Source organism: Nesterenkonia pannonica (assembly GCF_019575955.1).
Classification (GTDB): Bacteria; Actinomycetota; Actinomycetes; order Actinomycetales; family Micrococcaceae; genus Nesterenkonia; species Nesterenkonia pannonica.
In genome coordinates this window covers 230,244-256,903 of sequence record NZ_CP080575.1, presented here as the reverse complement: position 1 = coordinate 256,903, position 26,660 = coordinate 230,244, and the positions used below count along the sequence as shown (strand labels likewise).

General features: G+C 63.4%; 25 protein-coding genes and 11 pseudogenes. 16 read left to right on the top strand and 20 right to left on the bottom strand.

The features are described from left to right. Positions 1–101: 101 nt before the first annotated feature. From K0H76_RS01930 to K0H76_RS01880, 11 genes and pseudogenes are all read right to left on the bottom strand, one after another. Positions 102–1,532: pseudogene (locus K0H76_RS01930) on the bottom strand (CCA tRNA nucleotidyltransferase). Positions 1,533–1,601: 69 nt separating this feature from the next. Then, positions 1,602–2,291: an ATP-binding cassette domain-containing protein gene (locus K0H76_RS01925; protein ID WP_258934262.1), complete on the bottom strand. Its 690-nt coding sequence runs from the start codon at positions 2,289–2,291 to the stop codon at positions 1,602–1,604. 2 nt (positions 2,292–2,293) lie between these two features. Continuing rightward, the gene (locus K0H76_RS01920) at positions 2,294–2,740 is read right to left on the bottom strand and encodes a hypothetical protein (RefSeq protein WP_258934261.1); all 447 of its coding nucleotides are present in this window, start codon (positions 2,738–2,740) and stop codon (positions 2,294–2,296) included. A 577-nt stretch (positions 2,741–3,317) separates the two neighbouring features. Then, positions 3,318–4,001, bottom strand: a complete 684-nt coding sequence (locus tag K0H76_RS01915; protein WP_258934260.1) for a branched-chain amino acid ABC transporter permease — start codon at positions 3,999–4,001, stop codon at positions 3,318–3,320. Further along, on the bottom strand, positions 3,998–4,624 hold the full coding sequence (locus K0H76_RS01910) for an ABC transporter substrate-binding protein (RefSeq protein ID WP_258934259.1): 627 nt from the start codon (positions 4,622–4,624) through the stop codon (positions 3,998–4,000). Before K0H76_RS01910 ends, K0H76_RS01915 begins: the two co-directional genes overlap by 4 nt. Before the next feature lie 218 nt (positions 4,625–4,842). Beyond that, positions 4,843–5,196: an ABC transporter substrate-binding protein gene (locus K0H76_RS01905; protein ID WP_258934258.1), complete on the bottom strand. Its 354-nt coding sequence runs from the start codon at positions 5,194–5,196 to the stop codon at positions 4,843–4,845. A 501-nt stretch (positions 5,197–5,697) separates the two neighbouring features. Further along, positions 5,698–6,069: a hypothetical protein gene (locus tag K0H76_RS01900; RefSeq protein WP_258934257.1), complete on the bottom strand. Its 372-nt coding sequence runs from the start codon at positions 6,067–6,069 to the stop codon at positions 5,698–5,700. A 159-nt stretch (positions 6,070–6,228) separates the two neighbouring features. Then, the gene (locus K0H76_RS01895; RefSeq protein ID WP_258934256.1) at positions 6,229–6,633 is read right to left on the bottom strand and encodes a hypothetical protein; all 405 of its coding nucleotides are present in this window, start codon (positions 6,631–6,633) and stop codon (positions 6,229–6,231) included. Positions 6,634–7,066: 433 nt separating this feature from the next. Beyond that, a complete protein-coding gene (locus K0H76_RS01890) occupies positions 7,067–7,579 on the bottom strand; it encodes an amidase family protein (RefSeq protein ID WP_258934255.1) in 513 nt (170 codons plus the stop codon). Positions 7,580–7,629: 50 nt separating this feature from the next. Further along, on the bottom strand, positions 7,630–7,950 hold the full coding sequence (locus tag K0H76_RS01885; RefSeq protein ID WP_258934254.1) for a hypothetical protein: 321 nt from the start codon (positions 7,948–7,950) through the stop codon (positions 7,630–7,632). Continuing rightward, a complete protein-coding gene (locus K0H76_RS01880; protein ID WP_258934253.1) occupies positions 7,947–8,165 on the bottom strand; it encodes a TetR/AcrR family transcriptional regulator in 219 nt (72 codons plus the stop codon). The genes K0H76_RS01885 and K0H76_RS01880 overlap by 4 nt, the downstream gene beginning before the upstream one ends. Positions 8,166–8,502: 337 nt before the next feature. Here K0H76_RS01880 and K0H76_RS01875 point away from each other — a divergent pair. From K0H76_RS01875 to K0H76_RS01845, 7 genes and pseudogenes are all read left to right on the top strand, one after another. Then, positions 8,503–8,945, top strand: a pseudogene (locus K0H76_RS01875) (NUDIX hydrolase). 20 nt (positions 8,946–8,965) lie between these two features. Continuing rightward, the gene (locus tag K0H76_RS01870; protein ID WP_258934252.1) at positions 8,966–9,646 is read left to right on the top strand and encodes an MATE family efflux transporter; all 681 of its coding nucleotides are present in this window, start codon (positions 8,966–8,968) and stop codon (positions 9,644–9,646) included. A 55-nt stretch (positions 9,647–9,701) separates the two neighbouring features. Next, the gene (locus K0H76_RS01865) at positions 9,702–10,331 is read left to right on the top strand and encodes a hypothetical protein (protein WP_258934251.1); all 630 of its coding nucleotides are present in this window, start codon (positions 9,702–9,704) and stop codon (positions 10,329–10,331) included. Further along, the gene (locus tag K0H76_RS01860) at positions 10,295–10,516 is read left to right on the top strand and encodes a hypothetical protein (protein WP_258934250.1); all 222 of its coding nucleotides are present in this window, start codon (positions 10,295–10,297) and stop codon (positions 10,514–10,516) included. The genes K0H76_RS01865 and K0H76_RS01860 overlap by 37 nt, the downstream gene beginning before the upstream one ends. Then, positions 10,513–10,638, top strand: coding sequence for a hypothetical protein (locus tag K0H76_RS01855; protein ID WP_258934249.1), 126 nt, complete (start codon positions 10,513–10,515; stop codon positions 10,636–10,638). Before K0H76_RS01860 ends, K0H76_RS01855 begins: the two co-directional genes overlap by 4 nt. 96 nt (positions 10,639–10,734) lie before the next feature. Beyond that, positions 10,735–11,232: a hypothetical protein gene (locus K0H76_RS01850; RefSeq protein ID WP_258934248.1), complete on the top strand. Its 498-nt coding sequence runs from the start codon at positions 10,735–10,737 to the stop codon at positions 11,230–11,232. Beyond that, a complete protein-coding gene (locus K0H76_RS01845) occupies positions 11,207–11,506 on the top strand; it encodes a hypothetical protein (protein ID WP_258934247.1) in 300 nt (99 codons plus the stop codon). The genes K0H76_RS01850 and K0H76_RS01845 overlap by 26 nt, the downstream gene beginning before the upstream one ends. Before the next feature lie 92 nt (positions 11,507–11,598). Here K0H76_RS01845 and K0H76_RS01840 read toward each other — a convergent pair whose 3' ends face one another. Continuing rightward, positions 11,599–11,829: a hypothetical protein gene (locus K0H76_RS01840; RefSeq protein ID WP_258934246.1), complete on the bottom strand. Its 231-nt coding sequence runs from the start codon at positions 11,827–11,829 to the stop codon at positions 11,599–11,601. Between K0H76_RS01840 and K0H76_RS01835 the strand changes: the two genes are divergently transcribed. The 3 genes and pseudogenes from K0H76_RS01835 (at position 11,828) to trxA (ending at position 13,348) form a co-directional block, all read left to right on the top strand. After that, positions 11,828–11,971 (top strand): hypothetical protein, encoded by a 144-nt coding sequence (locus tag K0H76_RS01835; protein WP_258934245.1) that lies wholly within the window; start codon positions 11,828–11,830, stop codon positions 11,969–11,971. The genes K0H76_RS01840 and K0H76_RS01835 overlap by 2 nt on opposite strands. 84 nt (positions 11,972–12,055) lie before the next feature. Continuing rightward, positions 12,056–13,029, top strand: a pseudogene (trxB, locus tag K0H76_RS01830) (thioredoxin-disulfide reductase). Then, on the top strand, positions 13,022–13,348 hold the full coding sequence (gene trxA / locus K0H76_RS01825; protein ID WP_146340660.1) for a thioredoxin: 327 nt from the start codon (positions 13,022–13,024) through the stop codon (positions 13,346–13,348). The pseudogene trxB and the gene trxA overlap by 8 nt, the downstream one beginning before the upstream one ends. A 112-nt stretch (positions 13,349–13,460) precedes the next feature. On the opposite strand, the pseudogene K0H76_RS01820 reads toward trxA, so the two are convergent. The 8 genes and pseudogenes from K0H76_RS01820 to rpmH all read right to left on the bottom strand — a co-directional run bounded on the left by K0H76_RS01820 (position 13,461) and on the right by rpmH (position 19,056). Next, a pseudogene (locus tag K0H76_RS01820) lies at positions 13,461–14,665 on the bottom strand (ParB/RepB/Spo0J family partition protein). 92 nt (positions 14,666–14,757) lie between these two features. Then, positions 14,758–15,585 (bottom strand): annotated as a pseudogene (locus K0H76_RS01815) (AAA family ATPase); the annotation flags it as partial. Between the two features lie 93 nt (positions 15,586–15,678). Beyond that, positions 15,679–16,339, bottom strand: a pseudogene (rsmG, locus tag K0H76_RS01810) (16S rRNA (guanine(527)-N(7))-methyltransferase RsmG). Beyond that, on the bottom strand, positions 16,339–16,947 hold the full coding sequence (locus tag K0H76_RS01805) for an RNA-binding protein (RefSeq protein WP_146340664.1): 609 nt from the start codon (positions 16,945–16,947) through the stop codon (positions 16,339–16,341). Before K0H76_RS01805 ends, rsmG begins: the two are co-directional and overlap by 1 nt. Then, a pseudogene (gene yidC / locus K0H76_RS01800) lies at positions 16,944–17,937 on the bottom strand (membrane protein insertase YidC). The gene K0H76_RS01805 and the pseudogene yidC overlap by 4 nt, the downstream one beginning before the upstream one ends. A gap of 143 nt (positions 17,938–18,080) precedes the next feature. Next, positions 18,081–18,305 carry a membrane protein insertion efficiency factor YidD gene (yidD, locus tag K0H76_RS01795; protein ID WP_258935303.1) on the bottom strand — a complete coding sequence of 75 codons (225 nt, stop codon included), beginning with the start codon at positions 18,303–18,305 and terminating at the stop codon, positions 18,081–18,083. A gap of 226 nt (positions 18,306–18,531) precedes the next feature. Further along, on the bottom strand, positions 18,532–18,855 hold the full coding sequence (rnpA, locus tag K0H76_RS01790; protein WP_258934244.1) for a ribonuclease P protein component: 324 nt from the start codon (positions 18,853–18,855) through the stop codon (positions 18,532–18,534). Between the two features lie 63 nt (positions 18,856–18,918). Continuing rightward, entirely contained in the window at positions 18,919–19,056 is a 138-nt protein-coding gene (gene rpmH / locus K0H76_RS01785) for a 50S ribosomal protein L34 (protein WP_146340667.1), read from the bottom strand. A 439-nt stretch (positions 19,057–19,495) separates the two neighbouring features. Between rpmH and K0H76_RS01780 the strand changes: the two genes are divergently transcribed. The 6 genes and pseudogenes from K0H76_RS01780 (at position 19,496) to gyrB (ending at position 26,640) form a co-directional block, all read left to right on the top strand. Continuing rightward, positions 19,496–19,780, top strand: coding sequence for a hypothetical protein (locus K0H76_RS01780; RefSeq protein ID WP_258934243.1), 285 nt, complete (start codon positions 19,496–19,498; stop codon positions 19,778–19,780). Positions 19,781–19,823: 43 nt separating this feature from the next. Further along, positions 19,824–20,842: pseudogene (gene dnaA, locus K0H76_RS01775) on the top strand (chromosomal replication initiator protein DnaA); the annotation flags it as partial. Positions 20,843–21,442: 600 nt separating this feature from the next. Then, positions 21,443–22,567 (top strand): annotated as a pseudogene (gene dnaN, locus K0H76_RS01770) (DNA polymerase III subunit beta). Positions 22,568–22,581: 14 nt separating this feature from the next. Continuing rightward, a pseudogene (gene recF / locus K0H76_RS01765) lies at positions 22,582–23,751 on the top strand (DNA replication/repair protein RecF). Beyond that, positions 23,744–24,556, top strand: coding sequence for a DUF721 domain-containing protein (locus K0H76_RS01760; RefSeq protein ID WP_258934242.1), 813 nt, complete (start codon positions 23,744–23,746; stop codon positions 24,554–24,556). The pseudogene recF and the gene K0H76_RS01760 overlap by 8 nt, the downstream one beginning before the upstream one ends. Then, positions 24,553–26,640, top strand: a pseudogene (gene gyrB / locus K0H76_RS01755) (DNA topoisomerase (ATP-hydrolyzing) subunit B). The gene K0H76_RS01760 and the pseudogene gyrB overlap by 4 nt, the downstream one beginning before the upstream one ends. The last annotated feature ends 20 nt before the right edge of the window (positions 26,641–26,660 follow it).

The following is a 26,660-nucleotide window of genomic DNA, read 5'->3' as shown; positions in this document are numbered from 1 at the left end:
CGCCGCGTGCCGCAGCTCGGCGTCGTCCCGCAGGCCCCCGACCCGATCGGACAGAAGGCGCACCACCGGGTCCGTGCGGGAGGGCGAGGAGTGCTCGGGCATTACAGGTTCTCTTGGGCCCAGCGGTTCAGGAGGGCGACTGCCTCCTGGTGCTCCACAGGGCCGTGCTCCATCCGGTGGTCAGGAGGAACCGGTATGCCTTGCCGACGGCGGGTCCGGGAGGGATCTCGAGGAGCTCCATGATCTGCTCCCCGTCGAGGTGGGGCCGAATCTTGGAGAGCTCCTCCCTCTCCCGGAGCTCAGCGATCCGCTGCTCGAGGTCGTCGTAGGCGTGCGCGAGCCGGTTGGCCTTCTTCCGGTTCCGCGTCGTCACGTCCGAGCGGGTGAGTCGGTGGAGGCGCTCCAGCTGATCCTCCGCATCGGTGACGTACCGCCGCACTGCAGAGTCGGTCCACTCCTGCTCTCCGTACCCGTAGAACCGCATGTGCAGCTCGACGAGCCGGGTGACGGCCTTGATGCTCTCCTTGTCGAACCGCAGCGCCTGCATGCGCTTGCGCGTCAGCTTGGCTCCGACGACGTCGTGGTGGCGGAAGCTGACCGCTCCTCCGGCTTCGAAGCGGCGGGTCTTGGGCTTGCCGACGTCGTGCATCAGCGCGGCGAACCGCAGGACGAAGTCTGGGCCGGGAACAGGGCCGTCGGGGTCGGTCTCCAGCTCGGCCGCCTGCTCGAGCACCTGCAGGGAGTGCTGGTAGACGTCCTTGTGGCGGTTGTGCTCATCGTCCAGGCGCTTCAGCGCGGGAATCTCCGGCAGCATGCTGTCCGCCAGCCCGGTGTCGACCATCAGGTCGATGCCAGCGCGGGGATTCGCCGCTGATCAGCTTGACCAGCTCCACTTGGATGCGTTCGGCGGAGACGATCTCCAGCCGCTCCGCCATCTGCGTCATGGCCTCACGCACCTCGGGGCGACGTCGAGGCTCAGCTGGGAGGCGAAGCGCGCAGCCCGCATCATGCGCAGGGGTCGTCCGAGAACGACTCCTCGGGAGTGGCGGGGTGCGCAGCTGTAAGCCGACCAGGTCGCGGACACCTCCATGGGGATCCACGAGCTCCAGGGACGGCAGCCGCAGCGCCATGGCGTTGACGGTGAAGTCTCGCCGGACCAGATCGTCGCCCAGGTCTTTGCCGAAGCGGACCTCAGGCTTGCGTGAGGCCGCGTCATAGGCCTCCGCACGGTACGTGGTGACCTCGAGCTGGTGATCGCCGTCGCTGTCTGCCCTGCGCAGGCCGATCGTCCCGAAGTCCCGTCCGATCTCCCAGACGGCGTCAGCCCAGGGCCGCACGACGCCGAGGATCTGGTCCGGGTCGGCATCGGTGGTGAAATCCAGGTCGGGCGACACTCGTCCCAGGAAGAGGTCGCGCACCGGCCCTCCGACCAGCGCCAGCTCGAAGCCTGCGGACTCGAAGCGTTCGCCGAGCTCAACAACAACGTCCGGAAGGCGCGCGCCATCCGGGAACCCGTGGGGAAGATCAACCATGATGCAGGACAGTCTGGCACAACGCCTGCAGACCCACGGGCGCGAATCGCGGCGTGCGAAGCCCGGGGTTCAGGTAACTATCAGCAGGTCGTTGAGCTCACTGGGCTCAGCCTCCACTTCCGCGACTGTTCGGTCCAGAACGACCTGCCCTTTGGACATTCCGACGATGCGGTCACAGTGCTCCAGGGGCAGCGCAGGGCTCTGTTCCACAATGACGACGGAGACCCCTGTCTCGCATAGCTGCCGGAAGGCCAGCAGCGCGGCCCGCGAGATCGATGGCTGCAAGCCTTGCGAGAATTCGTCGATGACGACCATGCGGCTGCCCTGAAGGATGGCTCTCGCGATGCCGACCTGCTGCTTCTGCCCGCCTGAGAGGCTTCCCGCCTGCTGGGATGCTCGTTCGTTCAGGAGCGGAAACAGCTCCGTGACATCCACCGGGGGTGTGTAGTCCTTACGCCGGGCCAACCGCAGATTCTCCTCTACGGTCAGGGTGGAGAAGACTCCCCTGTCATCAGGCATGAAGCTGAACCCGCGTCGTGCCAACAGCTCCGGGCGGCCGGGACGCACCCACTGATCCTCTGCCATGACGTCTCCGGATGTGATGCGGCAGAGGCCGAATATGCTTTTCAGCAGTGTCGACTTGCCTACACCGTTGCGTCCCAGCACGGCTGTCATTTCGTAAGCCCGCAGATGCAGATTCAGGCCATGGATGACTGTGGCGTCGCGATAGCCCGCGACCAGGTCCGTTACGTTCAGCACTGTCATGCTCCTAGATATGCGCGGCGCACGTCCGCGTTGTCGGAGACCTCGTCCATGCTCCCGTCCACCAGGAGCGAGCCGTTGGCGAGCACAATGACTCGGTCGGCCAGTTCTCGTACGATCTCCATGTCGTGCTCGACAGTCACCAGGGTGCAGCCGTTCTGCTCGGCCACCTCTCGCAGCCGCTGAGCCAGGCCGATGGACTCCTCGTGGGAGAGACCGGCGGCGGGCTCGTCCAGAAGAATGACCTGCGGTCCCCATGCCAGCACCATGGCGAGTTCGAGCGCCCTACGGTCCGCCAGGGGAAGATCCGCGGCCAGGATCGACTCGTCCTCCACGAATCGTTGGTAGGCCACGGGCATGGGCACGGTCCAGTTCGCTTCGGACTGCGCAATCTGAATGTTCTGCGCAGGGGTGAGGTCCGCGAAGACGCTGGGAATCTGAAACACCTTGCCCAGACCGAGCCTGGCGCGCCGGTGAATAGACCATCGGGAAATGTCCTGGCCGAAGTATCGGGTGGTACCCCTGCTTGCAAGCAGGTTCCGGCCATGATGTTGAGCAGAGTCGTCTTCCCAGCGCCGTTTGGACCGATGAGGCATACAACCTCTCCATCGGTGACATCCATGGTGACCTCATCGATCACACGAGAGGCCCCGAAGGATTTCTCGACGCTTTCGAGCGACAGCGCCGCGCGACCGCTGCCTCCGGCACTCTGATGCTGCGTCGGAGGCTCAGGAGCCCTCAGCAGGGCACCGAGTGCGGCGGTCTCTGACAGTGGCCGCCTCGTGAGCAGCCGCATAGACCCGACCAGTCCCGACGGAGCGAACCGGACGACCAGAATGAACACGATGCCCAGCACAAGCAGGTACCAGCTGCCGATGGCATCGCCGAGATAGCGCTCCCCGATGCTGATCAGTCCTGCCCCGAGAAATGCGCCTGCAATGCTGCCCCTGCCGCCCACGGCCAGCCAGACCAACACCTGGGTAGACAGCATGATCCCTGCCGCACTGGGAGACACCAGACCCATCACGGGCGCTGCCAGCACCCTGCGATGGCAGCGACTGCGGCGCTGAGGCAGAACGAGATCACTTTCGTCTGGCGGGGGTCGATGCCCAGGTGGGCGGCACGGATTTCGTTGGACTGCACGGCCCGGAACCTGCGTCCCCATTGGCCGCGGATCACGAAGAACCATACACAGATCACCACAACGAAAACGACTGCGGCAGTGCGATAGAAATCGGGAACGACTCCGCTGCTCGCAACGAAGATGCCGTTGCTACCCCCGGTGGTGCCCCGCCAGGAAAGTGCTACTTGCTGGGCGAGCAGGGTGGCCGCCAAGGTAAGGATGGCCATCGTCGAGGGCAGAGTCTTCGACCCCAGTCCTATCCGCCCGATGGCCAGAGCCACCAGTACTGAGATCGCGATCCCCGCGAGCGCCCCAAGGAGCATGTGCTGATCATTGTCCGTCGCGATCGCTACCCCGTAGGCGCCGATGCCGAAGAAAGCAGCATGACCGATGCTGACCACTCCGGCCCGTCCCCAGGTGAGGTCCAGACCGAAGGCGAAGAGCCCATAGGCCAAGGCCAGTGTGAGCAGGGCCAGCGGATAAGGCGTCAGTGCAAACGGGGTGGCCGCTATGCCCACGGCGACAATTGCGATAGTCAGGATGTGCCCGCGTCGGATGCGTCCGGCGAAGCGAGCTGAACTCATGAGCAGTCTCGATCGATCCAGGTGTCCTCGACGACACCGTAGTCTTCGATCGGCTCATACGCTCCGTCCTCGCCGATCTCCAGCAGACGCATATGACTGCTGAAGGTGTGGTTCTCCGCATCGAAGCTTCCTGAGCCGATGAGGCCGGAATATTCAACCTCGGGCATCTGGGCGCTTATGGCCTCCGCGTCTGTGCTGCCTGCAGCCTCCACTGCTTCTGCGATGTAGTGGGCCGCGTGATACGAAGTGGCGGCAACCACCGGAATCGGGTCTTCGAAGTCGAACTCGTCCCGATAAGCCTCTACGAAGGCTGCGTTCTCCTCAGAGTCGACCTGATCGGAGTAAGGCTGCGCCGTCACTTCCCCCGCAATGATGTCGGCTGTTGCAGGGAAGAACTCCTGCTGCATAGAGGTTCCTGTGATGCCGACGTCGTCGAGAAGTCCGAACTGCTCGGCTTGCTGGGTGAAGGAGATGGCATCGCCGCCTACCACGGCCGTGAGCACCCAGTCGGGATCAGCGCTGGAAATCTGATTGATCACCGGTTGCCAGTCCGAAGTTCCCATCGATGAGTACTCCTCGACGACCACTTCGCCTCCAGCCTCCTCGATGATGTCCGCAGCCACCTCGTGATACTGACGAGGAAAAGATAGTCGTTGCCCACCAGGGCCACGGACTCGCCGTATTCCTCCATCATGTGCGGAATGAGATCTTCGACCGCCGTCTGCTCAGTCGCGCCGAAGGGCCAGAAGTGCGGACTGCAGTGGGGATGGATCCCACAATGGAGGTGGAGAACGGAACCTCAGCGCTCTCGGCCACCCCTGCGGCGGCCTCGGAGGTGTCGCTAAGCCACTGTGCCGAAGATGTAGTCGACCTCGTCCTGCTGGATTAGCTGCTGAGCGGCCTGCGTAGATTGCGCCGCGTCGCCCTGGTCATCGACGTAGACCAGCTCGATATCGTTGCCGAGCAGACCCTCATCAGCGTTGATCTCATCGACCGCGAGGGTGAAGCCATCGCTCAGGGCGTTGCCCTCCAGGGAGGCATTCCCGGTCAGCGGGGCGACAATGCCCACGGTGAACACCTCGTTGGGCTCGCCGTCGGCCGAACCGTCGTCATCACCTCCGCCCATAGACCCGCCGCAGGCGGTCAGGCCCAACGCTGCGATCAGTGGGGAGGCCAGCAGTGAGCTGTGCCTCATGCCGCGGCTTCGGTGCGAGTTTTCTGCTCCATGTGGGGATCCTCCAGTTCAGGCCCTGTGGGCGAATAGCGATCAGAATGATGAGTGCGAGGAAGAAGATGAGGCTGGCGATCGTCTCGGAAAGGTCATTCGCAGCGCAGTCTGCAGGAGCGCCACCAGGAAGGCTCAAAGACCGGACCCGCCAGGGAGCCGGGCTTTCCGACCAGGACTGCAAAGAATGCAGGAGCTAGAAAGCTCAGTCCCACTTCCGGAGTGATCCCCAGCATGGGGCTCTGCAGCGCACCTGCCAGCACGGCGAGGCTGATTCCCAGGCAGAACGTGCTGGTAATCATGAGGGTCGGGAGATGCCCAACAGGGAAGCCATCTCACGGTTGTCGATCGACGCTCGAAGTCTGAGGCCTAGATCGGTTCGGTATATAACCAGCAGTCCGAGCGCGATCACCAGCACCGCAACGCCTGTAGCCACCAGACGATAGGTCGGGTACTGGACTCCGAGAATATTCAAACTGCCGGTGATGGGAGCGGCGACTGATCGAGGCGTGGTGCCGAAGATCGCCTCGGCTCCTTGCCGAAGAACGATACCGACGCCCCACATCGCCAGCAGAGTGGCCAACAGTCCACGGGCATAGAGCTTCGTGAGCAATAGCCGCTCGGCGAGCACCGCAGAACGATCGCCACGAGGATGGCCACCAGCACGCGAATCACGAATGGCAGCGGAGCCAAGGCGACCACAGTGAAGGCTCCAACCATGGCGAACTCTCCGTGGGCAACGTTGACCACTCCCAGCTGCCCGAAGATCAAACCCAGGCCCCAGGCAAGCAGGGCGTAGAAGCCGAAGAGAGTCAGAACGGAGAGCGAGAAGACGACCATCATCTCCACAGTCCGGCCCTCCTTCCTGACTCATGGCCCCTGATGCTCATGCCTGCGCACCCGCACGTGCCGTCTGTCCGGGCTTCTTCAGGGTAGGCAACGCCTGGGCCTGCAGAGAAAGACAGATCTCCACGAGGGCACGATCCCGGCCGAAGGCTGATATCAGCGAGACTCCCAACGGCATTCCGCTCTCCGGTCCGACACCAACCGGGAGAGTGGCTGCAGGAAGCCGGTGTAGTTCCAAAGAGCCGTGAACAGCGTCATGGGGTCTTCGCCCCCAATCTGCTGGTCCGGGTCGTAGCCATGTCCTCTCTTGGGCGCGACGATTGCCTGAGTCGGCTCTAGCACGGCGTCAATGCGGTTCTCCTGAAACCACGTATCCCATGCCTTTGTGACTCTGATCCGGTCCCGCTGGGCGCCCAGGTAGTCCTGAGCGGTAATAGGGGCAGAGCCGAAGGCGAGGAAATCTCTAGTGCTCCCGCGATATTGGGTTTCCTGTTCGGCAAACTGCCGGTGGAAGTCCCTCGACTCGGCCAAGAGGATCGTGTCGTAGGCAGCCTTGTCCATGTCACAAGGCTGTGGGAGCTCAACGATCTCACCCCCAGTGCTTCACAGGCCGCGCGTGCCTGTTCCAGCGCCTCAACTATCTCTCTTTCGACAATGTCGCCCATGTTGCGACCCGTCAGAGCTATGCGCACACCCTTGAGCGGTGTGGGAACGTTGAGCGCCCTGGTGGGAAGCTCCTCCAGACGGGCTGCACTGTGGAGACCGAAGGGCGAAGAGGTCCGAGGTGCGTCTCGCAGGCTATTGAGGGCGACAGCGCAGTCGGCGATAGTCGGAGCCAGTGGCCCGGCATGGTCGAGTGTAGGAAAGCGGAATGATTCCGTCGGTGGGCAGCACCGAGATAGAGGGCTTGAAGCCCGAAACGCCGCACAGGGAAGCAGGAATACGGATGGACCCTGCCGTGTCCGTCCCCAGAGTCAAGGAACCTGTCCGGAGGCTACCGCCGCAGCTGAGCCGCCGCTGGATCCCCCGCGGAGCGGCTCAAGTCCCAAGGGTTTCCTACCTGGTCAGTAGAACCACCTGCAGCGAACTCATGGGTATGTGTATGCCCAATGACGACTGCCCCTTGCGTTTCTAAGTGGCGTGTCAGCGCTGAGGACTCATCCGCGATGTTCCCCTCGAGCACGGCGCTGGAGGCTGTCAGTGGAAGGCCTTCCACGGCGTACAGGTCCTTAATGCCGATCGGAACGCCGCAAAGCAGAGGCGCGTCGTCGCCTTCCTGCGCCAGGCGCATGTCGGCCTCCTGGGCGGCCGCGCGGGCTCGCTCAGGGTAGAGACGCACCCACGCATTGATTGCACCTTCAGTGCCGTCGAAACTCGGAGCTGGTCCATTCACCTGGTCAATGCGGGCCAGTGCTGCGCCCACCAGGTCGGCAGAAGTCACCTTGCCCGTCCGGAGACTCTCAATCGTGCTCAGCAGCGATAGCTGAGAAGATTCTGTGCTGTCCATGTGCACAGACTGCCAATGTCCAGACGAAAAGACTTGAAAGTGAGATCAACTCAGAAGGAGGTTCTCGCTTTTAACTTTCCTGAGACGACCATGTCATGCACTAAGGCTTCGGCATCCACGGCACCGGTGCAGAATCCGGCGACCACCATCGTGAGCATTTGGAGTCGTCGTTCACCGTTGCGCACGGACCCCGCCATGTCGATGGCGTCGCGGGGATGTGCGGAGCGGCGAATCGCTCCCTCCCTCTGGCACCTGACCCACATATCGGTGAACGGTGTCTCGAAGGCCCGTCGGATCGGACGGATCGGCTCCGGCGACCAGCCGATCTTCAGACCGACGATATCGATGAACTGGTTGTCTGCATTGATCATCCGCGTGAAGAAGTCCAGGGTTCGTATGATGTCTTCGAGGCTCGAACCCCCATCTGTGCCCCCTGTCGCGCCGTCTGCTCCATCTGCATCCAGCGGACGATGGAGACCTCGTCGATGAGGGTGTCTTTGTTCTCGAAGTGGCGATACAAGGTGGCAGTGCCTACTCCCGCCTTGGAGGCGATCTCTTTGCCGTGACCGCCGCCCTCCCTGTTCACTGATGACATCTCTGACCGCACGGACCAGACGCATCTTGTTGTTCGCTGCATCTACTCGCATCGTTGGGCCTCATCCTTGGACTGAGAATTCCTAGACGGCATATGCTATGTGACATATGTCACTCGTACTCGTTCAAGAGTAGTACAGGCAGATTTCTTCGCCATTACGTCACCTCTCCCCGGAGAACAATCCTGGTGAAACCGCTCACGGTTAAAGTAGAGAGCATGACTACGGCCGACTCGGGAGATGAAGGGCAGACGCCCCTGACTGTCTCGATGGGCGCACGCCGGGCTGCATCCATCAGCAGCGGCCCCGCGCGCCCGGCAGTCCGGCCAGATGCCCACGGTCGAGGAGGTCAGCGCAGGCGGTGTGATCATCCGCCCGGCCGCCCACGGATTCGAAGCTGCCATCATCGCCCGCTACAACCGGGGAGGACGTCTGGAGTGGTGCCTCCCAAGGGCCACCCTGAGGGTGCGGAGGACCACCGCGAGGCTGCTCTGCGGGAGGTCGCTGAGGAGACGGGCATCGAAGGGTCGATCCTGACCTCGTTGGGATCCATCGAGTATTGGTTCACCGTTCCCACCCACCGGGTGCACAAGACAGTCCACCACTACCTCATGGAGGCGATCGGCGGGGAGCTCACGATCGAGAAGGACCCGGACCATGAGGCCGTGGATGTGGCCTGGGTGAACCTCGAGCAGCTGGACCGGCGCCTGTCCTTCCCGAACGAGCGACGCATTGTGGCCGCGGCCAAGCAGGTCATCAGCGACATCGTCTGAGTGGCCTATAGTCGGCTCCGATGAGCCAACCTTCCCCTCCCGCCCATGTTCCCAAGAATGGTGTGGCCGCGGCCTCGACCATCATGGCCGCCGGCACAATGGTCTCGCGCGTTCTGGGGTTCGTGCGGAGCATGCTGCTGGCGGTGGCGATCGGCGGCACCACGCTGATCGTGGACGTCTTCGAACGCGCCAACACCATCCCCAACTCGGTGTATCTGCTGCTGGTGGGCGGCATGTTCAACATGGTGCTGGTCCCTCAGCTGATCAAGGCGGCCAAGAAGCCTGACCAGGGTGCCGACTACACCTCCCGACTGCTCACGCTGAGCCTGGTGGTGATGTTCGTCTCCACGGCTGTGCTCACGGTCTGCGCGTATCCGATCCTGAGGCTGCTCACCCTCGGCTGGAGCGAGCCCATGCTCGCACTGGGCACATCCTTCGCCCTGTGGACCCTGCCGCAGGTCTTCTTCTACGGCGTCTATGCCGTGATCGGGCAGATCCTCAACGCAAACGCCAAGTTCGGCTGGTACATGTGGGCGCCGGTGCTGAACAACATCGTCGCCATCACCATGCTCATCAGCTACATCGTCGCGTTCGGACAGTACAGCGGCGAAGAGGAGCAGCTGGCGGAGTGGACGACGACCCAGACCGTCATCCTCGCCGGGGCCACACGTTGGGCATCGCCGCTCAGGCGGCCCTGCTGATCTGGCCGCTGAGCAGACTCGGTCTGAAGCTGCGCCCCGGTTCGGCGTCCGCGGCATGGGGCTCGGCGCCACCGGCCGAATCGCCGCCTGGACGCTGCTGACGATGACGATCGGGAACGTCTCCAACATCGTCCATATCCGTCTCATCTCAGGCGCGACGGCAGCCCGTGAGGAGATGGGCCAGGACGGGGCGTCGGTGCCCGGCGAGTATGCCGCGAACATCGCGGAGCTGATCGTGCTCCTGCCGCACTCGGTGTTCGTCCTGTCGATCGCGACGGTGCTGTTCAACCAGATGTCCGACGCGATGGGCGAAGGGCGGGTCAGTGAGGCCCGGGAGGTGATGAACCGGGGTCTGCGAATCTTCGCCATACCCATCATGTTCTCCACCATCGCCTTCCTCGTCCTCGCAGGCGTGCTGGGGCGTCTGTTCTCGGGCGCCGCCGCCGACTCCGAGATGGCGGCGGCCGCCATCGGCCAGCTGCTGATCCTCTTCGCCGTGGCGCTGCCGTTCCGGTCGGCCTCGCTGTACATGATGCGGACCTTCTACGCCGCCGAGGACCCCAAAACGCCCCTGAAGGTGACGCTCATCACGATGGGTTTCGGGCAGGTGACCGCGCATGCGGCCTGCTCGTGGTCCCCTACGAGCTCATGCCCTTCGTCGTCGTCGCCGTGTGGGGCATCATGAACGTGATGCGCTACGTGTGCTTCCATGTCCTGGCCGCCCGACGCTGGGGCAGCTTCGGGCTGCCGAGCATCATCACCGCCTATGTGCGGTCAGGATGGGCTGCGGCGGCCGCCGGCATGGCGGGCGGCCTGATCGCCTGGGGATGGGTGGTTACACCTTCGGATTCGCCTACAGCAGCATCATGACTGCTGCGCTCACGAGCGCTCTGGCGGGCACAGCGATGGCCGTGGTGTACGTCGCGGTGCTTCGGGCCCTGCGAGTGCGGGAGTTCGAGGAGTTCATGGAGCCCATTGGGCGCCGCCTGTAACAGCTCGCCGCCTGGTTCGCCTCTGATTGAGCCTGAGAGCGGTAGGCTAATGTTTCCACGCAGTCCTGAGTACCCCCGCTAGCCCAAGGAGAGTCCGTGGCCAAGCCTTTCGGCGTCGGCGATGTGGTCGGCGGCCGCTATCGCATCACGTATCACGTGGTGACCTCCGCGGATCAGGACATCGTCTTCCAGGCGCACGACGAGGCCCTCGGCCGCGAGGTCTCCGTCCTTCTGGCTTCGCGCTCGAATGCGAAGCAGGTCGCAACCTCGGCTCGCGAGCTGGCGGTAAACGACCGCGCCTCTGAGGTGGAGGTCCTGGATCTTGGCCTCGCCGATGATCGGACGTATCTGATCTCCACATTGGTGGACCCCAATCAGCTTCTGGATCTGGTGGTTCCTGACGTCGCACCCTTCGTGGAGCCGTACTTCACCGACTCGCTGGGCTCGGAGATCTTCGGCCAGTCCAGGAGATGCAGCCGCAGACCTTCGCCGACGATGCCGAGTACTATGCCAGGCTCCATGAGACCCCGGATGCCCCTGCCCCGGGTGGGCGCGCAGACGGCTTCGTATGGGAGAGCGGCGTCCGCCCCGTGAGGCAGGCGCTCGGAAGCGTCCGGCGTTCCTGGACAAGGCAGCCCCTGCTTCCACGCCCGAGGATGAGCCCTCGAAGGCGTTCCAGGCCGACCTGGGGCTGCTGTCCGATCTGGACGAGATCACTGTGTCCTCTGAGGCGGACGGAAGCGAGACCTTGGAGGCGTCACTGCGCCCCTCCGTCGTCGGTGACGCAGCTGAGGCCTCAACGTCATGGGCAACATCGGACGACGGACCTGTCGAAGAGCTAAGCCAAGGAACCCGAAGCCCTGGGTGATAAGTAAGCTGCAGCAGCAGATGATGCCGCCGATAGCTCGGCCTCACCCCAGGCCATCCCTGAGGAAGACCTCATCGCAGAGGGCGAGGAAGTCATAGACAACCCGCCTGAGCAGCCTGACCACATGTACAGCGGCGCTGCTCCCGCCCCGTCGCCCCACAGAGCGCGCAGGCACCGAGCAGCTTCGCCGATCTGCTCACATCTGACGCACCCAAGGCCCCGAAGAGCTTCCCGTCCGCCAGCAGCGACGGCTCCGCCGCAGGCACCTCCGCAGCCGAACCCGGCTCAGCAGAGGCAGCGCCGTCCGAGGACAGCTTCAGCATGGCCAGCCTCACGCCCCGCCAGTGGGTCTCGGTAAGCGGCCTCCTTCTTCTGGTGATCATCGCCGCTGTGATCATCTTCGCAGCGCTCAAGGCTGACCCCGAGGCCCAGCCAGGAGGGCCTCAGACTCAGCTGATGGAATAGGCTCCATGGACACAGCTGTTGATGCCATTGGCACCCTACAACCCCACGAAGGACACCCAGCGTGACTGATCAGACTCGAACCAGGTGCACGACGTTGTGATCGTCGGCTCCGGACCCGCAAACTACACGGCTGCCATCTACACCGCCCGAGCGAATCTCAGCCCTGTGGTGCTCGCAGGCTCGGTCACCGCGGGCGGGGAGCTGATGAACACCACTGAGGTCGAGAACTTCCCCGGATTCCCCGAGGGCATCATGGGACCTGACCTCATGATGAACATGGAAGCCCAAGCGCGACGCTTCGGCACCGACATCCGGCACGAGGACGCCACCGCTCTGGACCTGGGCGGCGAGATTAAGAAGATCACCACCGGCTCCGGTGAGATCCTCCACGCCCGTGCTGTCATTCTGGCAACGGGTTCGGCGTACCGAGAGCTGGGAGTGCCCGGCGAGAAGGAGCTCTCCGGCCACGGAGTCAGCTGGTGCGCCACGTGTGACGGCTTCTTCTTCAGGGAGCAGCACATTGCCGTGGCAGGAGGCGGCGACTCCGCTATGGAAGAAGCAATGTTCCTCACAAAGTTCGCGTCCAAGGTGACCGTCATTCACCGACGGGACTCCTGCGCGCATCGCAGATTATGGCCGACCGCGCCCATGCCAATGACAAGATCGATTTCGTGTGGAACAACGAGATCACTCGAGTCGACGGTGACGGCAAAGTGAACCGCCTGGCCCTGCGCAACACGGTGACAGGCGAGGAGTCGTCCTTGGATGTGACGGGCCTCTTCGTCGCCATCGGCCATGATCCTCGCACAGCACTGTTCGCTGATCAGCTCGAGCTCACTGCCGAGGGGACCGTCGCCGTGGACGCACGGTCCTCCAAGACGTCGCTCCCCGGCGTCTTCGCAGCAGGGGATGTCCTGGACCCGCACTACCGTCAGGCGATCACCGCTGCAGGCTCAGGCTGCACGGCCGCCCTCGACGTCGAGCACTACCTGGCATCCCGTCTGCCCACCACTCCCCAATTGGCCGAAACCTCCTATGAAAGGACACATTATGTCTGAACTGAAGAACGTGACCGATTCAAGCTTCGAAGCCGATGTTCTGCAGAACTCCAAGCCGGTTCTGGTGGACTTCTGGGCGGAGTGGTGCGGCCCCTGCCGGGCCCTCTCCCCGGTCCTCGAAGAGCTTGCCAACGAGAACGAGGACAAGATCGAGGTCGTGAAGGTCAACGTCGACGAGAACCCCGCCACCGCGGCGAAGTACGGCATCACGTCGATTCCTGCGGTCTACGGCTTCCGCGACGGCGAGCACGTGGTCTCGTCCATCGGAGCAAAGCCCAAGCCTGCCCTCGAGGATGAGTTCTCCGATCTTCTGAAGTAGACATCGGGCATAGGAATGCCCCCTCTGGCTGATCTCATGGAGACGCCGGAGGGGCATTTTGTGTTTCACGTGAAACGCGCCAGTCTGCCCGGCTGTCCACCTTGCCTGCTGATCACCCAGCGTCCACGTGCAGCCCCAGCTGCTTCAGAATGCGTTCGAGATCCTCAACTCCGGCGAAATCGATCGCTATGCGTCCCTTCTTCGCCCCCAGAGTGATCTTGACCTGGGTGTCGAGGGTGTCGATCAAGGCCTCGGCATATTCGTCGAGCTGCTCATAGCGAGAGCTGCTGGGCAGACGGTCCGTTTCACGTGAAACCGGAGCTTCTTGTGCGGGAGTCCGCTTCATGACCGACGCCTGCTCTTCGGCAGCGCGCACGGAGAGGCCCTCGGATACGATCCGGGATGCCAGCTCCTCCATACGATCCTCACTGTCCAAGGACAGCAGGGCGCGCGCATGACCCGAGGACAGCACACCGGCGGCCACGCGTCGTTGTGCTGCGGCGGGCAGGCGCATCAGACGCAGAGTGTTGGAGATCTGTGGGCGCGACCTGCCAATACGGCGTGACAGCTCTTCCTGACTGATCCCGAAGTCGTCGAGCAGCTGCTGGTACGCCGCGGCTTCTTCCAGAGGGTTGAGTTCGGAGCGATGGATGTTCTCGAGCAGCGCATCACGGAGCAGATCCTCGTCCGCGGTGTGCCGAACCACCGCCGGAATGGTCTCCCTGCCCGCCGCCTCGGAAGCCCGCCAACGACGTTCGCCCATAATGAGCTCATAGTGGCATTTTCTACAGGCCTCACGACGATGGGTTGAAGGACCCCAATCTCGCGTATCGAGTGAACGAGCTCCGCCATATCGTCTTCGTCGAACACCTGACGAGGCTGGCGAGGGTTGGGTCGGATGCTCGCGATCGGAACGGCGAGGAACTCGGCTGACTCGTACGGTTCCGTTTCACGTGGAACGGGAACGGAGCTGACAGGCTCCTGCTTCGCTGTCTGGGCGGAGGACATGGCAGGCATCTCTGCTCGCTTTCGCCCATTCGCGCGGCTGCTCGTCGTGCGGGCTCGCGGTGCATCCCGCTGATGCGAGATCTTCTGGGTCTCCAGGTGACTCTTGGCCGAGAAGAAGACGTCGATGGGTCGTTCGGGCCGCTCATTGGCCGCTTCATCGGTTTCACGTGAAACGGGCTCCGGAGGTATCTCGGGTTCCAGCGGAGGGATCGCATGCGCCGTCGCGCCGGAGGGAGACTGTTCCTCCGCGTCGGAGTTGATCAGTGCGCCGAGGCCCCGGCCAAGTCCGCGTCGCTTTCGCTCTGCCATAGAAAGATGCCCTCCCGAGCGTTCGAATGATGCCCTTCATTCTAGGGCGGGGAGAGCTTCAGCGGGGGCAGGGTTTCACGTGAAACAGGAAGCTACCCGGCAAAGGGAGCTGACGACGCCCGTTGGACTATCTCTGCAGCTGCTTCAAGATAGGCGAGCGCACCGGTGCTGTCGCGTGCGTAGGTGATGACGCTCTGCTGATAGCTGGGAGCTTCAGCGATCCTGACGCTGCGCGGAATCTTGCTCTCCAACACTTCCCCGCCGAAGTACTCCTTGACCTCATGAACGACCTGCGCCGCCAAGTTTGTCCGGGCGTCGTACATGGTCAGCAGGATCGTGGAGACTTCAAGCTTCGGGTTGAGATGCTTCTGTATGAGACTGATGTTGTTCAGCAGCTGGCTGAGTCCCTCAAGCGCGTAATACTCGCACTGGATCGGGATCAGAACTTCTCTGGCCGCGACGAAGGCGTTGACGGTGAGGAGACCAAGACTCGGCGGGCAATCGATGAATACGTAGTCCAGGCGGGGTTTGCCCTCGTTTTCCCTGTACTGGATGTACTCATCAAGCGACCGCTGGAGACGCTGCTCCTAGCAACGAGAGAGACCAGTTCGATCTCCGCGCCCGCCAGGTGGATCGTTGCAGGAACCACTTCGAGGTTCTCTACGTCGGGAGAGGCTGAGACGACCTCAGCGATGGAGAGGTCATCGATCAGCACGTCATAGATGGAGTCGGTCTCAGCGCTGTGGGGACTCCCAGCCCTGTTGATGCGTTGCCTTGGGGATCAATGTCGATGACGAGAACGTTGAATCCGTGATCGGCAAGGGCAGCTGCGAGGTTCACGGTGGTCGTGGTCTTGCCGACGCCGCCCTTCTGATTGGAGACCGTGATGACACGGGTGCTCTCCGGGGCTGCAGAGACATCTCTGAAAGTTTGCGGCGACGGCGCTGCTCATCGTGCAGCTGTGCGGCCAGCGGTGAGCCAGAGAGAGATTCAGTCATGACGACGAGTCTAGGTCAGCTGTCGGACGCGGGCACTCGACGGATCCTGACAACCGTCGTCGGCTCCTCCAGAAGATCCTCGCCCAGAAGCTCGACGGTAAGCGCGCGGAGTTTGAAGCGACGAATGGCCTTCGCTGCCGTCTCAATCTCTTCTGCCGCACTCCGGCCCTTGATCAGGAGAAGCTGACCGTCATCAGCCAGCAGTGGCGCTGTCAGGGTACAAGCTTCTTAAGTGCTGACACCGCGCGTGCTGTCACCACGTCAGCCATGACCTCGTCCGTGACGTCCTCGGCGCGGCCTCGGATGATGTCGACGTTGTCGAGGCCCAGATCGGCCACCACCTCGGAGAGCCAGTCGACACGTCGCTCCATGGGCTCGATGAGTAACATGCGGACATCGGGCCGTGCGATCGCAAGAGCCAGTCCTGGAAGCCCTGCGCCGGAGCCCACGTCTGCCACGTCGCCGCCCTCCGGCAGTTCGGGCGCAAGCACAGCACAGTTCAGCACATGGCGGGACCACATGCGCGGCACCTCACGAGGGCCCAGCAGACCGTGATCGATGCCTGTGGTGCACAGGTGGCGGACGAACCCCTCGGCAAGGGGAGGCGTTCGCCGAAGAGCTGCTCGGCCGCTCGACGCTCCTGCTCCGTGGGGTCCGGGACTGGGGCCTCCGTCATCAGGCGGAGACCACCACGTGCCGCTTGCGGCCCTCGCCCTCGGAGCCTGAGGTCAGGCCTGCCTCGGCGATGAAGTCGTGGACGATCTTGCGCTCGAAGGCGCTCATCGGCTCCATGGGCACCTCTTCGCCGGTGTCCTTGACCTTCTGGACGGCTTCCTGGGCCTTGGCCCGGAGCTCCTCGTTGCGTGCGTTGCGGTGACCGTTGATGTCCAGCACGAGTCGGGTGCGGTGACCGGTCGCCGACAGCACGGCGAGGCGCGTCAGTTCCTGGAGCGCGTCGAGCGTCTCTCCGTCCGTGCCTACGAGGTCCTGCAGCTCTGCGCCGCCGTCCTCAGCCTGGATGGAGATGAACGTCCGTTCGCCGCGGATCTCGATCTCGATGTCACCGTCGAGGTCCACGATGTCCAGAAGCTCTTCGAGGTAATCGGCGGCGACGTCTCCCTCGTCCGGGGTCTCGTCGTCGCTGTCGTCCTCGCCGTCGGAGTCCTCCTCCGGAAGCTCTTCGACAGTGTCCTGGTTCTCGACGACGTGCGCCTCCTCAGGGGCCACAGTCTCATTGGCCTGGAGCACTGGGTTCTCGGCAGGGTTCTCAGAGGTTTCCGTCATCGCTGTCCCTTTTTCTTCTTCTTCTTTTTCTTGCGCTTGCGGGCTGGTTGGGCCTGGGGCCCTTTGTGCTCGCCGGTCGGCTTCTTCGCCTCTTCGGCGGCCTTCCGTGCTTCCTCACCGATCGGCGGCAGGCCCTTGGCAGCGCGCCGGAGGTTGAGCTCCTTCTCCGCCATGGAGCCGGGCGTGGGGTTGTTGCGGATGACCCACCACTGCTGACCCATGGTCCAGAGGTTGGTGGCGGTCCAGTAGATGATCAGTGCAAGCGGGAAGTTCACGCCGCCGAAGATCATGGCCAGCGGCAGCACGTAGAGCATGATCTTCTGCATCTGTGCCATCTGGCCGGTCTGGGCGGCCTCGGACATGTTCTTCGCCATCAGCTGCTTCTGCGTGAAGAACTGGCTGGCCACCATGGCTGCCGTCAGGATGCTGGCGAGGAGCACGACGGAGGTCACGCTGCCCTGAGTCGACGGATCGCCTTGGACCGCGCCCCAGAGCACGTCGTTCATGCCGACGCCGAAGATGGTGGACTCGGAGGCTCTGCACTTCGCTGCCGGAGAGTGAGAAGTACCCCTCGTCGTAGTACTCCTCGTTCATCCGGTTCAGCATCCAGAAGAGGGAGAAGAAGATCGGCAGCTGCGCCAGAATGGGCAGGCAGGTCATGAACGGGTTCACGCTGTGCTTCTTGAACAGCGCCTGCTGCTCCTGAACCATCGCCTGCCGCGAGACGGGGTCCTTCTTGCCCTTGTACTTGGCCTGGAGCTTCTGCATCTCCGGCTGCATCGACTGCATGCCGCGCTGCGACTTGATCTGCCGCACGAACAGCGGGATCAGCAGGGTACGGATGAAGAGCACCAGCAGGATGATGGAGATCGTCCACGTCCATCCGGACTCGGAATCCATGCCGAGGATGCCCAGGAAGGAGTGGGCGATGCTGAGGATGAATGACACGGCCCAGCTGAAGGGCCACATTAGTGTGTCGAGGAAGGCCATATAACTCTCAAAGGGTTGGGCCGGACATCAGTGCTTGGGACGCCGTCCGGCTGAAAGCTCGCAAAGATCAGCCTCCAGGGTATCGGAAGTTCCTGACCTCTAGGGGCTGCTCGGCTCATGGTCGATGGGCGGATGGTTCGTCTCTATGATCCGGGGAGCTCCTCCGTAAGCCAAATCCGATGGGCGCAGGGAACGTGGTCGACTCCGCCGCCGGTGAAGGGATTGCACCGGAGCACTCTCCACGCCGTCAGCGCGCCGCCCCTGATCAGCCCGTGCGTGGTCAGCGCCTCCAGGCCGTAGGCCGAGCAGCTGGGATAGAACGCACACACCTGCCCGTAGAGCGGGGAGATGACGCGGCGCCAGGCCATGACGAACAGCACCAGAGGATAGGAGGGCGCTCTCCTGAGCCAGCCCCAGTGCTGCGATCTGACCTCTTCGTCCGACGGTGCCGGACCGGGGAGGCCGGGCTGTTCGCCCTTCTCCACGTAGTAGTCACGATGACGGAGCCAGGATGTGCTCTCGGGAGTCTGCGTCATGACGCTCCGTATCCGGCGCGCTTGAGAGCCCGCTTGAGTCCGCTTCGCACCTCTTTGGTCACCGTCTCGTGGTCAGAGGCTGCGATGGGGGCAGTGCCCTCACCACGATGTCGAGACGGTGCCCATCCATGGTCCACGGAGGCACGATCTCGGCGCAGATGTGCCGGAGTCTGCGGGCGGTCCGATGGCGGACGACTGCGTTGCCCACCGCTTTGGACACGACGAGCCCGGCCCTCCATCGGACGGGGCGCAGGCGTTCCTCAGCGCTGAGGGGAGTCACGCGAACCACCACCACAGAGGTGCTCGTTCCGGCGCGCGCGCCGGAGCGCAGTATCGCCCTGAAGTCCTGGGCCTTCCGGATGCGGTGCTCGACGGGAAGCATATTCAGAACACGGACGGCCCGTCCCCAAGCGGGGAACGGGCCGTTGACGTGTCGTGCAGAAGCTCAGGCGCTCAGCTCTTTGCGTCCGCTGCGACGGCGCGCTGAGATGATCGACCGGCCCGCGCGGGTCCGCATGCGGGACCGGAAGCCGTGCTTACGGCTGCGGCGGCGGTTGCTCGGCTGGAAAGTCCGCTTGGTCATTGGTCTTCTCCCAAATGAAATGTCTGTGAAGTCTTACGGGCTCTGCTCGGCGCTGCGGGAGCGCCACGTGAGGCGTCACGGCGCGCACATAACACAGAGCGACCTGTCAACACTACGGGCGACAGCCTGTCATCGTCAACTCCACAGATTGTCAACATTTTCCCCACAGGCTGTTCACAACCTGTGGAATACTGTCCGAGCACGAAGACTGGCCGCTTAGCACATGGCCTGAGAATACTAATGGAGGCCTCCACAGCGTGTCGGACACCTATCAGACCAGCGTCTCAGCCAAATGGCAGCAGGTCATTGCAGAACTGCGTGAGAACCATGGAATCAGCGGTCTGAAGCTCACCGACATCGCCCGGGCGGTCCCCAATCGGACCAGCTCATCGGCGACACCCTGCTGCTCGCCGTCCCGCATGAGCGGATCCGAGAGACGATGCAGTCCACACTCCAGGCTCAGATCTCCGCCGCACTTCGGACAGTCTTCGGCAAAGATGTGCTGTGCGCCTACGTGATCGATCCGGAGCTCGCCAAGCGGCAGCGCGCTGACTCTCCGGCACCGACCCCTCGCTCACCCCGGCTGCTGAGTCCGTCGGCGAGCAGCCCTCCCCGCAGTATCCGCCGCATGCGCCCGAAGCCCCGCTCCGAGTCCAGCCCGCGGACCCGCTCCGACCTCCCACGCCGAACCCTTCGAGGCTCCCAGGCCCTCTCCGGTTCCTGATCCTGATGCCACTGCGCAGGGAGAGACATTCGAGGCCTCTCGGCTGAACCCGCGGTACACCTTCGACACGTTCGTCATCGGCTCATCGAACCGGTTCGCACACGCAGCGGCCAACGCGGTCGCCGAAGCGCCCGCCAAGGCATACAACCCGCTGTTCATCTACGGGGACTCGGGACTGGGCAAGACGCACCTGCTGCACGCCATCGGCCACTACGCCCAGCGCCTCTACTCGGGAATCAGGGTCAGGTACGTCAACTCTGAGGAGTTCACGAACGACTTCATCAACTCCATCCGCGACGATGAGGGTGCCAGCTTCAAGACCCTCTACCGCAACGTGGACATCCTCCTCCTCGACGATATCCAGTTCCTCGCCGACAAGGAGCGCACGGTGGAGGAGTTCTTCCACACCTTCAACACGCTCTACAACAACAACAAGCAGGTCGTCATCACCTCGGACCTGCCCCCAAGCAGCTGTCAGGGTTTGAGGAGCGGCTTCGCTCCCGGTTCGAATGGGGCCTGATCACTGACATTCAGCCTCCGGAGCTGGAGACGCGCATCGCGATCCTGCGCAAGAAGGCCAACGCCGAGAACTTCTCATGCCCGGACGATGTGCTGGAGTACATCGGTTCCAAGATCTCGACGAACATCCGCGAGCTCGAGGGTGCCCTCATCAGAGTGACGGCCTATGCCGCGCTCAATAGGCAGGATGTGAACCTGGACCTGGCTGAGCAGGTGATGCAGGACCTGATCTCCGACGACCATGCTCACGAGATCACTGCCGAGCAGATCATCAACGCCACAGCGGAGTATTACCACTTCGCCGTCGAGGAGCTGATGTCGAAATCGCGCAATCGCACCCTCGTCACGGCTCGTCAGATCGCCATGTACCTGCTGCGCGAGCTCACGGAGATGTCGCTGCCGAAGATCGGCCAGGCCCTGGGCGGACGTGACCACACCACGGTGATCTATGCCGAGCGCAAGATCCGAGAGCTCATGGCCGAACGGCGAGCGGTCTTCAACCAGGTCACTGAGCTGACCAACAAGATCAAGCAGGGCAGATAGGCGCTGCAGGCGCAGCCGCATGGAGCCGACCTCTTCCAGAGGGTTCTCCACTGGACCCCGGATGGGTCTGTGCACATGTCACACGTATGTAGTTCAGCCCAGACAGCGGTCTCCAGACGTTTTGACTTTCGCATTATCCACAGTTTTCCCACATTTCCACAAGCAGACGTGGAATTCGCTCACAAGCCTCCCCACACCTGTGGATAAATGGGTGGAAAACCTGAGGACCATTCCCCAAATCCTGTGGATAAGCTGCACATCCCTGGGGATATCACCCATCAGGCCTAAAATCTCTCCCCAGCGCATCCACACGTCGCATGCTCCACATCCACCAGTCACTGCACAGGGAAATCCGCCCAGGCCGCGGCAAAGGAGCAGTTATCCACAGAATCCACACCTGTTACTACTACTGCTTCCTAAAATCTCTCTATTGCATTTCGACAGCGCACGGTTGGACTGCGGCCAGGAACGCAAACAAGATGTAGTGCTCTGAGCACCTCTCCGGCGCTCATCTTGTGCCGACTCTGGTAGCGGGTAGCTGCTCCCTGCCGGTAGGCTCACTCAGCAGACGTGCTCATTCCCGTAAGGAGACCCTCCACAGTGCAGTTCACCGTTGACCGTGATGTCCTCTCGGAGGCTGTCTCCTGGGCTGCACGGTCTCTGTCTCCCGGCCGCCTGCCCCGGTGCTGTCAGGACTCCTGATCCGAGCGGAGAACGGCCTCGTCACCATCTCGAGCTTCGACTACGAAGTCTCGGCGCAGCTCAGCATCGAAGCGAACATCGACTCCGATGGAACCGTGCTCGTCTCCGGACGGCTGCTCAACGACATCGTGAAGTCGTTCCCGAACGCACCCGTAAGCTTCTCCCTCGAAGATTCGAAGGTCAGGGTCACCTGCCGCTCCTCGAACTTCACTCTGGCCACGATGCCGGTGGACGAATACCCAGAGCTTCCGAGCCAGCCGCAGACTGCAGGCACCGTCGACGGCAGCGTCTTCGCCCGAGCCGTCTCGCAGGTCATCACAGCCGCATCGCGGGATGACACGCTGCCCATCCTCACGGCCGTCAAGCTGGAGATCGAGGGCGACACCATTACGTTCCTCGCGACTGACCGGTATCGCCTGGCGATGCGTGAGATCCGCTGGACGCCCTCGCAGCCGGACGTCTCGACATCTGTGCTCATCAAGGCAAAGACCCTCAATGACGTCGCCAAGTCCCTCGCGGGCGGCGGCGATCTTCAGATCTCGCTCTCCGAGGATGATGCTCTCGTGGGGTTCTCCTCCGGGAGCAGGCGCACCACCAGCGTCCTGGTCGACGGCGACTATCCCAAGATCCGCCAGCTCTTCCCCGAGGACACTCCGATCCATGCGGTGGTGAACACCGCCGAGCTCATCGAAGCGTCTCGCCGCGTGTCCTTGGTCTCGGGCGCAACGGACATGTGCGTCTGCACTTCACTGAGGACAACCAGGTGGTTCTGGACGCCGGCGTCGACGACAATGCCTCAGCGTCAGAGAGCATCGACGCCCAGCTCACCGGTGAGTCGATCACCGTGGGATTCAACCCTGCGTATCTCAATGAGGGCTGAACGTCATCAGCACCGAGTACCTGCGGTTCTCCTTCGTCTCGGCGCCTAAGTAGGCCATGATCACTGGGCAGGAGGCTCCGGACAGCGAGAACTCGACAGAATTCCGGTACCTGCTGATGCCGGTGCGTCTGCTCAACCAGTAGGCAGGAGGCCCAGAGTGCGCGTGTCGCAGCTCATCCTCCAGAACTACCGCAGCTATGAGGACACGGAGCTGGCCCTGGAGCCTGGGCCCAATGTCCTTCTGGGGTACAACGGCGTAGGGAAGACCAACATCGCCGAAGCGATGGGCTATCTGGCCACTCTGTCGTCGCACAGAGTTCCCCATGACGGCCCTCTGATCCGGCACGGTCATGAGCAGGCCATCATCAGAGCTGCCGCCCACCGGGGCAGCCGCGAGGCGTTCCTGGAGCTGGAGATCAACCAGGGGCGGTCAATCGCGCCCGGATCAACAGGGAAGCCCGGTTCGGGCATCCGAGATTCTGGGGATCCTGCGGACGGTCCTCTTCGCCCCGGAGGACCTGGAACTCATCAAGGGCTCGCCGGAAGTGCGCCAGCGGCTGCTGGACTCCCTGGCCTTGCAGCTGCGCCCTGGCTCGCCGGCGTGCGGCAGGACTACGAAAAGGCGCTGAAGCAGCGCAATGCGCTCATGAAGTCCATCCGGCATGAAGGCTTCACCGCCACCCATGATTCCACCCTGGCCGTGTGGGACGCTCAGCTGTCGACTGCCGGGGCCCGCCTGCTGAGAGCACGGCTGGACATGCTGGCCGCTCTCCGGCCGCACACCGCCATGGCCTATCAGGAGCTGTCGCAGAGTGTGCGCTCGGCGTCCATGGAGTACACCAGTTCTTTGGAGCGCGAGCCCGCCGAGCTCGCTGAGGCCGGTGAGCAGGACTTGGCCCAGTGGATGCAGGAGGCCCTGCTCAGCGCCCGCAGCGCGGAGCGGGACCGCGGGGTCACTCTGGTGGGCCCCATCGTGATGACCTCCACTTCACCCTGGACACCACACCGGTGAAGGGATACGCCTCCCATGGGGAAACATGGTCCTACGCGTTGGCGCTGCGGCTGGGCTCCTACCGGGTCATGCTCGAGGACGACCCGAGCGAGGGCGCGGAACCCATCCTGATTCTCGACGATGTCTTTGCGGAGCTCGACGCACGACAGCCGGCGTCGGCTGGCCGACCTCGCTGCGGGTGAAGGCTCCTCTGCCGCTCCCGGCCAGCTCATCGTCACTGCCGCAGTGGACGACGACGTGCCTGAGGAGCTGCTGGCGAACGCGTATCGGGTGGAGTCGGAGCAGCAGATCAGCCGGGTCAGCCGCTATGGGTGAACAGAGCAGTCCCCAGCCGGGCCAGGACGGGGATGAGGCCAGCATCGACGCCGCAGCCCAGATGTATCGGCGCTTCCGCAGATCCGCCGAGCAGCGCGGAGACAGGCGTGCGGGCGGCGTTCCGCGCTCACCGGCGAAGAGCTCCGGAGCCGCATCGTCCGGGGCTGGCAAAGGTCTCGCGGGGATCCGCGCAGCACCTCCGTTCGGCGCCGTCACGGCAGAGGGTGGGCAGTCTCCGGGACCCGAAGCCGCTGGGCGAGGCGGTCAAAGGCCTGATCCGCAGCCGGGGCTGGAGCGCCCCGGTCGCCGTCGGAGGGTCATCAGCCGCTGGGAGGCCCTTGTCGGAGAGGCGATCGCCGAGCACTGCCAGCCTGAGAGCTTCGAGGACGGCGTGGTGAAGGTGGTCTGCGACTCCACGGCGTGGGCGACGAACCTCAAGCTCATGCAGCCCCAGCTGCTGCAGGTGTTCACCCGAGAGCTCGGTCCCGGCATCGTGACGAGCCTGGAGATCCGGGGCCCTCGGGGCCGAGCTGGAGGAGGGGCAGGCTGTCCGTCCGAGGAGGGCGCGGCCCGCGCGACACCTACGGGTGATCGAAAGCTCTCATTTCGCATATGCCGTCCTGGGACCGTCTGCTGTGAGCAGTTCCCCATAAGAGGATCCCTGAGATTCTCTGGCATACCTTCTGCGGCCGCTCAGCGGCATCTGTTGGCATGTTCCTCCCATCAGAATGGGGAAAACTTGGATCCGGGCAGTAGAATGAAGCCAATAGACCGCCCGCTACGAGGAGACGATCCACCCGCATGACAGCGGATTCCACCACACCGCAAGATCAAGGCAATTATGGAGCATCGGACATCACCGTCCTGGAGGGCCTTGAGGCGGTCCGGAAGCGGCCGGGCATGTACATCGGCTCCACCGGCGAGCGGGGACTCCACCACCTGGTCTACGAAGTGGTGGACAACTCTGTCGATGAGGCGCTGGCGGGGTACTGCGATCACATCAGTGTGACCCTTCAGGACGACGGCGGCGTGCGTGTGGAGGACAACGGCCGCGGGATCCCCGTGGACATGCACCCCACTGAGGGCAGGCCCACCGTCGAAGTCGTGATGACGGTGCTCCACGCGGGCGGAAAGTTCGGAGGAGGCGGATACGCCGTCTCGGGCGGCCTGCACGGCGTGGGCATTTCCGTGGTGAACGCGCTCTCGTCCCACGTGGAGACCCGCGTCGCCCGTCAGGGCAGCCGCTGGGCGATCACGTTCGGGCAGGGCGGTCAGGTCATGAAGGAGCTGACGAACGAAGGCCCCACTGAGGACCGGGGCACCACCCAGGTCTTCTACCCGGACGCTGAGATCTTCGACTCCACGGTGTTCAGCTTCGAGACTCTCCGTGCACGCTTCCAGCAGATGGCGTTCCTCAACAAGGGTCTGCGCATCAGTCTCCGCGATGAGCGTCGGATCGAAGAGAACATCGTGGTCGAGGACGAGGTGGTGGAGAGGAGACCCACGCCCAGTCCGAATCCGGTGAGGAGGCTGCCGCCGCAGAGCCGGGCGAGCAGCAGGAGGCCGTTCAGGAGGGCAAGGGCGCCGGACGAGTCGTCGTCTACCAGTACGACCACGGACTGCTCGACTACGTGAACCATCTCAACAAGGCCAAGCGGGCTGAGATGGTGCACGACGATGTCATTGCCTTCGAGTCGGAGAACGACGAGCGCGGCATCACCGCCGAGGTGGCGATGCAGTGGACGCTCACCTACTCGGAATCGGTCCACACCTACGCCAACACGATCAACACCCACGAGGGCGGCACCCACGAAGAGGGCTTCCGCGCCGCGATGACCTCCTGATCAACCGGTACGGCCGAGAGAAGAACCTGATCAAGGAGAAGGAGGAGAACCTGACCGGCGAAGACATCCGGGAAGGGCTCACCGCCGTCATCTCCGTGAAGCTCGCCGAACCCCAGTTCGAGGGCCAGACGAAGACGAAGCTGGGCAACTCCGAGGCGCGCGGCTTCGTTCAGCGTGTGGTCACGGATTACCTGGGCGACTGGCTGGAGCGCAACCCCGCCGCAAGCAAATCGATCATCGCCAAAGCCCAGTCCGCGGCCACCGCACGCATGGCAGCGCGCAAGGCTCGCGAGAATGCCCGTCGCAAGTCTCCGCTGGAGACGTTCGGCATGCCGGGGAAGCTGGCGGACTGCTCCTCCAAGGATCCCTCCGAGTCGGAGATCTACCTCGTCGAGGGCGACTCCATAAGCGGCTCCGCCAAGCGGGGCCGCAACCCCGCACCCAGGCGATCCTTCCGCTGCGCGGCAAGATCCTCAACGTGGAGCGGGCCCGTCTGGACAAGGCACTGGGCAACCAGGAGATCCAGTCGATGATCACCGCCTTCGGAACGGGCATCGGCGAGGAGTTCGCCGCCGCCAAGCTGAGGTACCACAAGATCGTGCTGATGGCCGATGCGGATGTGGACGGGCAGCACATCACCACCCTGATGCTCACTCTGCTGTTCCGCTACATGCGCCCGCTCATCGAGCACGGGCACGTGTTTCTGGCCCAGCCGCCCCTGTACAAGATCAAGTGGTCCAACGGTGACCCCGACTATGTCTTCACCGACGCTGAGCGCGACCGTGCGCTGGACGCCTACCGGTCAGCCGGACGCAAGCTGCCCAAGGAGCTGGGCATCCAGCGGTACAAGGGGCTCAGGGAGATGGACTACTCGGAGCTGTGGGAGACGACGATGGACCCCGACAACCGCACGCTGCTGCAGGTCTCCATGGAGGACGCCGCGGCCGCGGACGAGATCTTCTCCGTGCTGATGGGCGAGGACGTGGAGTCCCGCCGAGGGTTCATCCAGCAGAACGCCAAGGATGTCCGGTTCCTGGACATCTGATCACTGGCCTCCTGAGACTG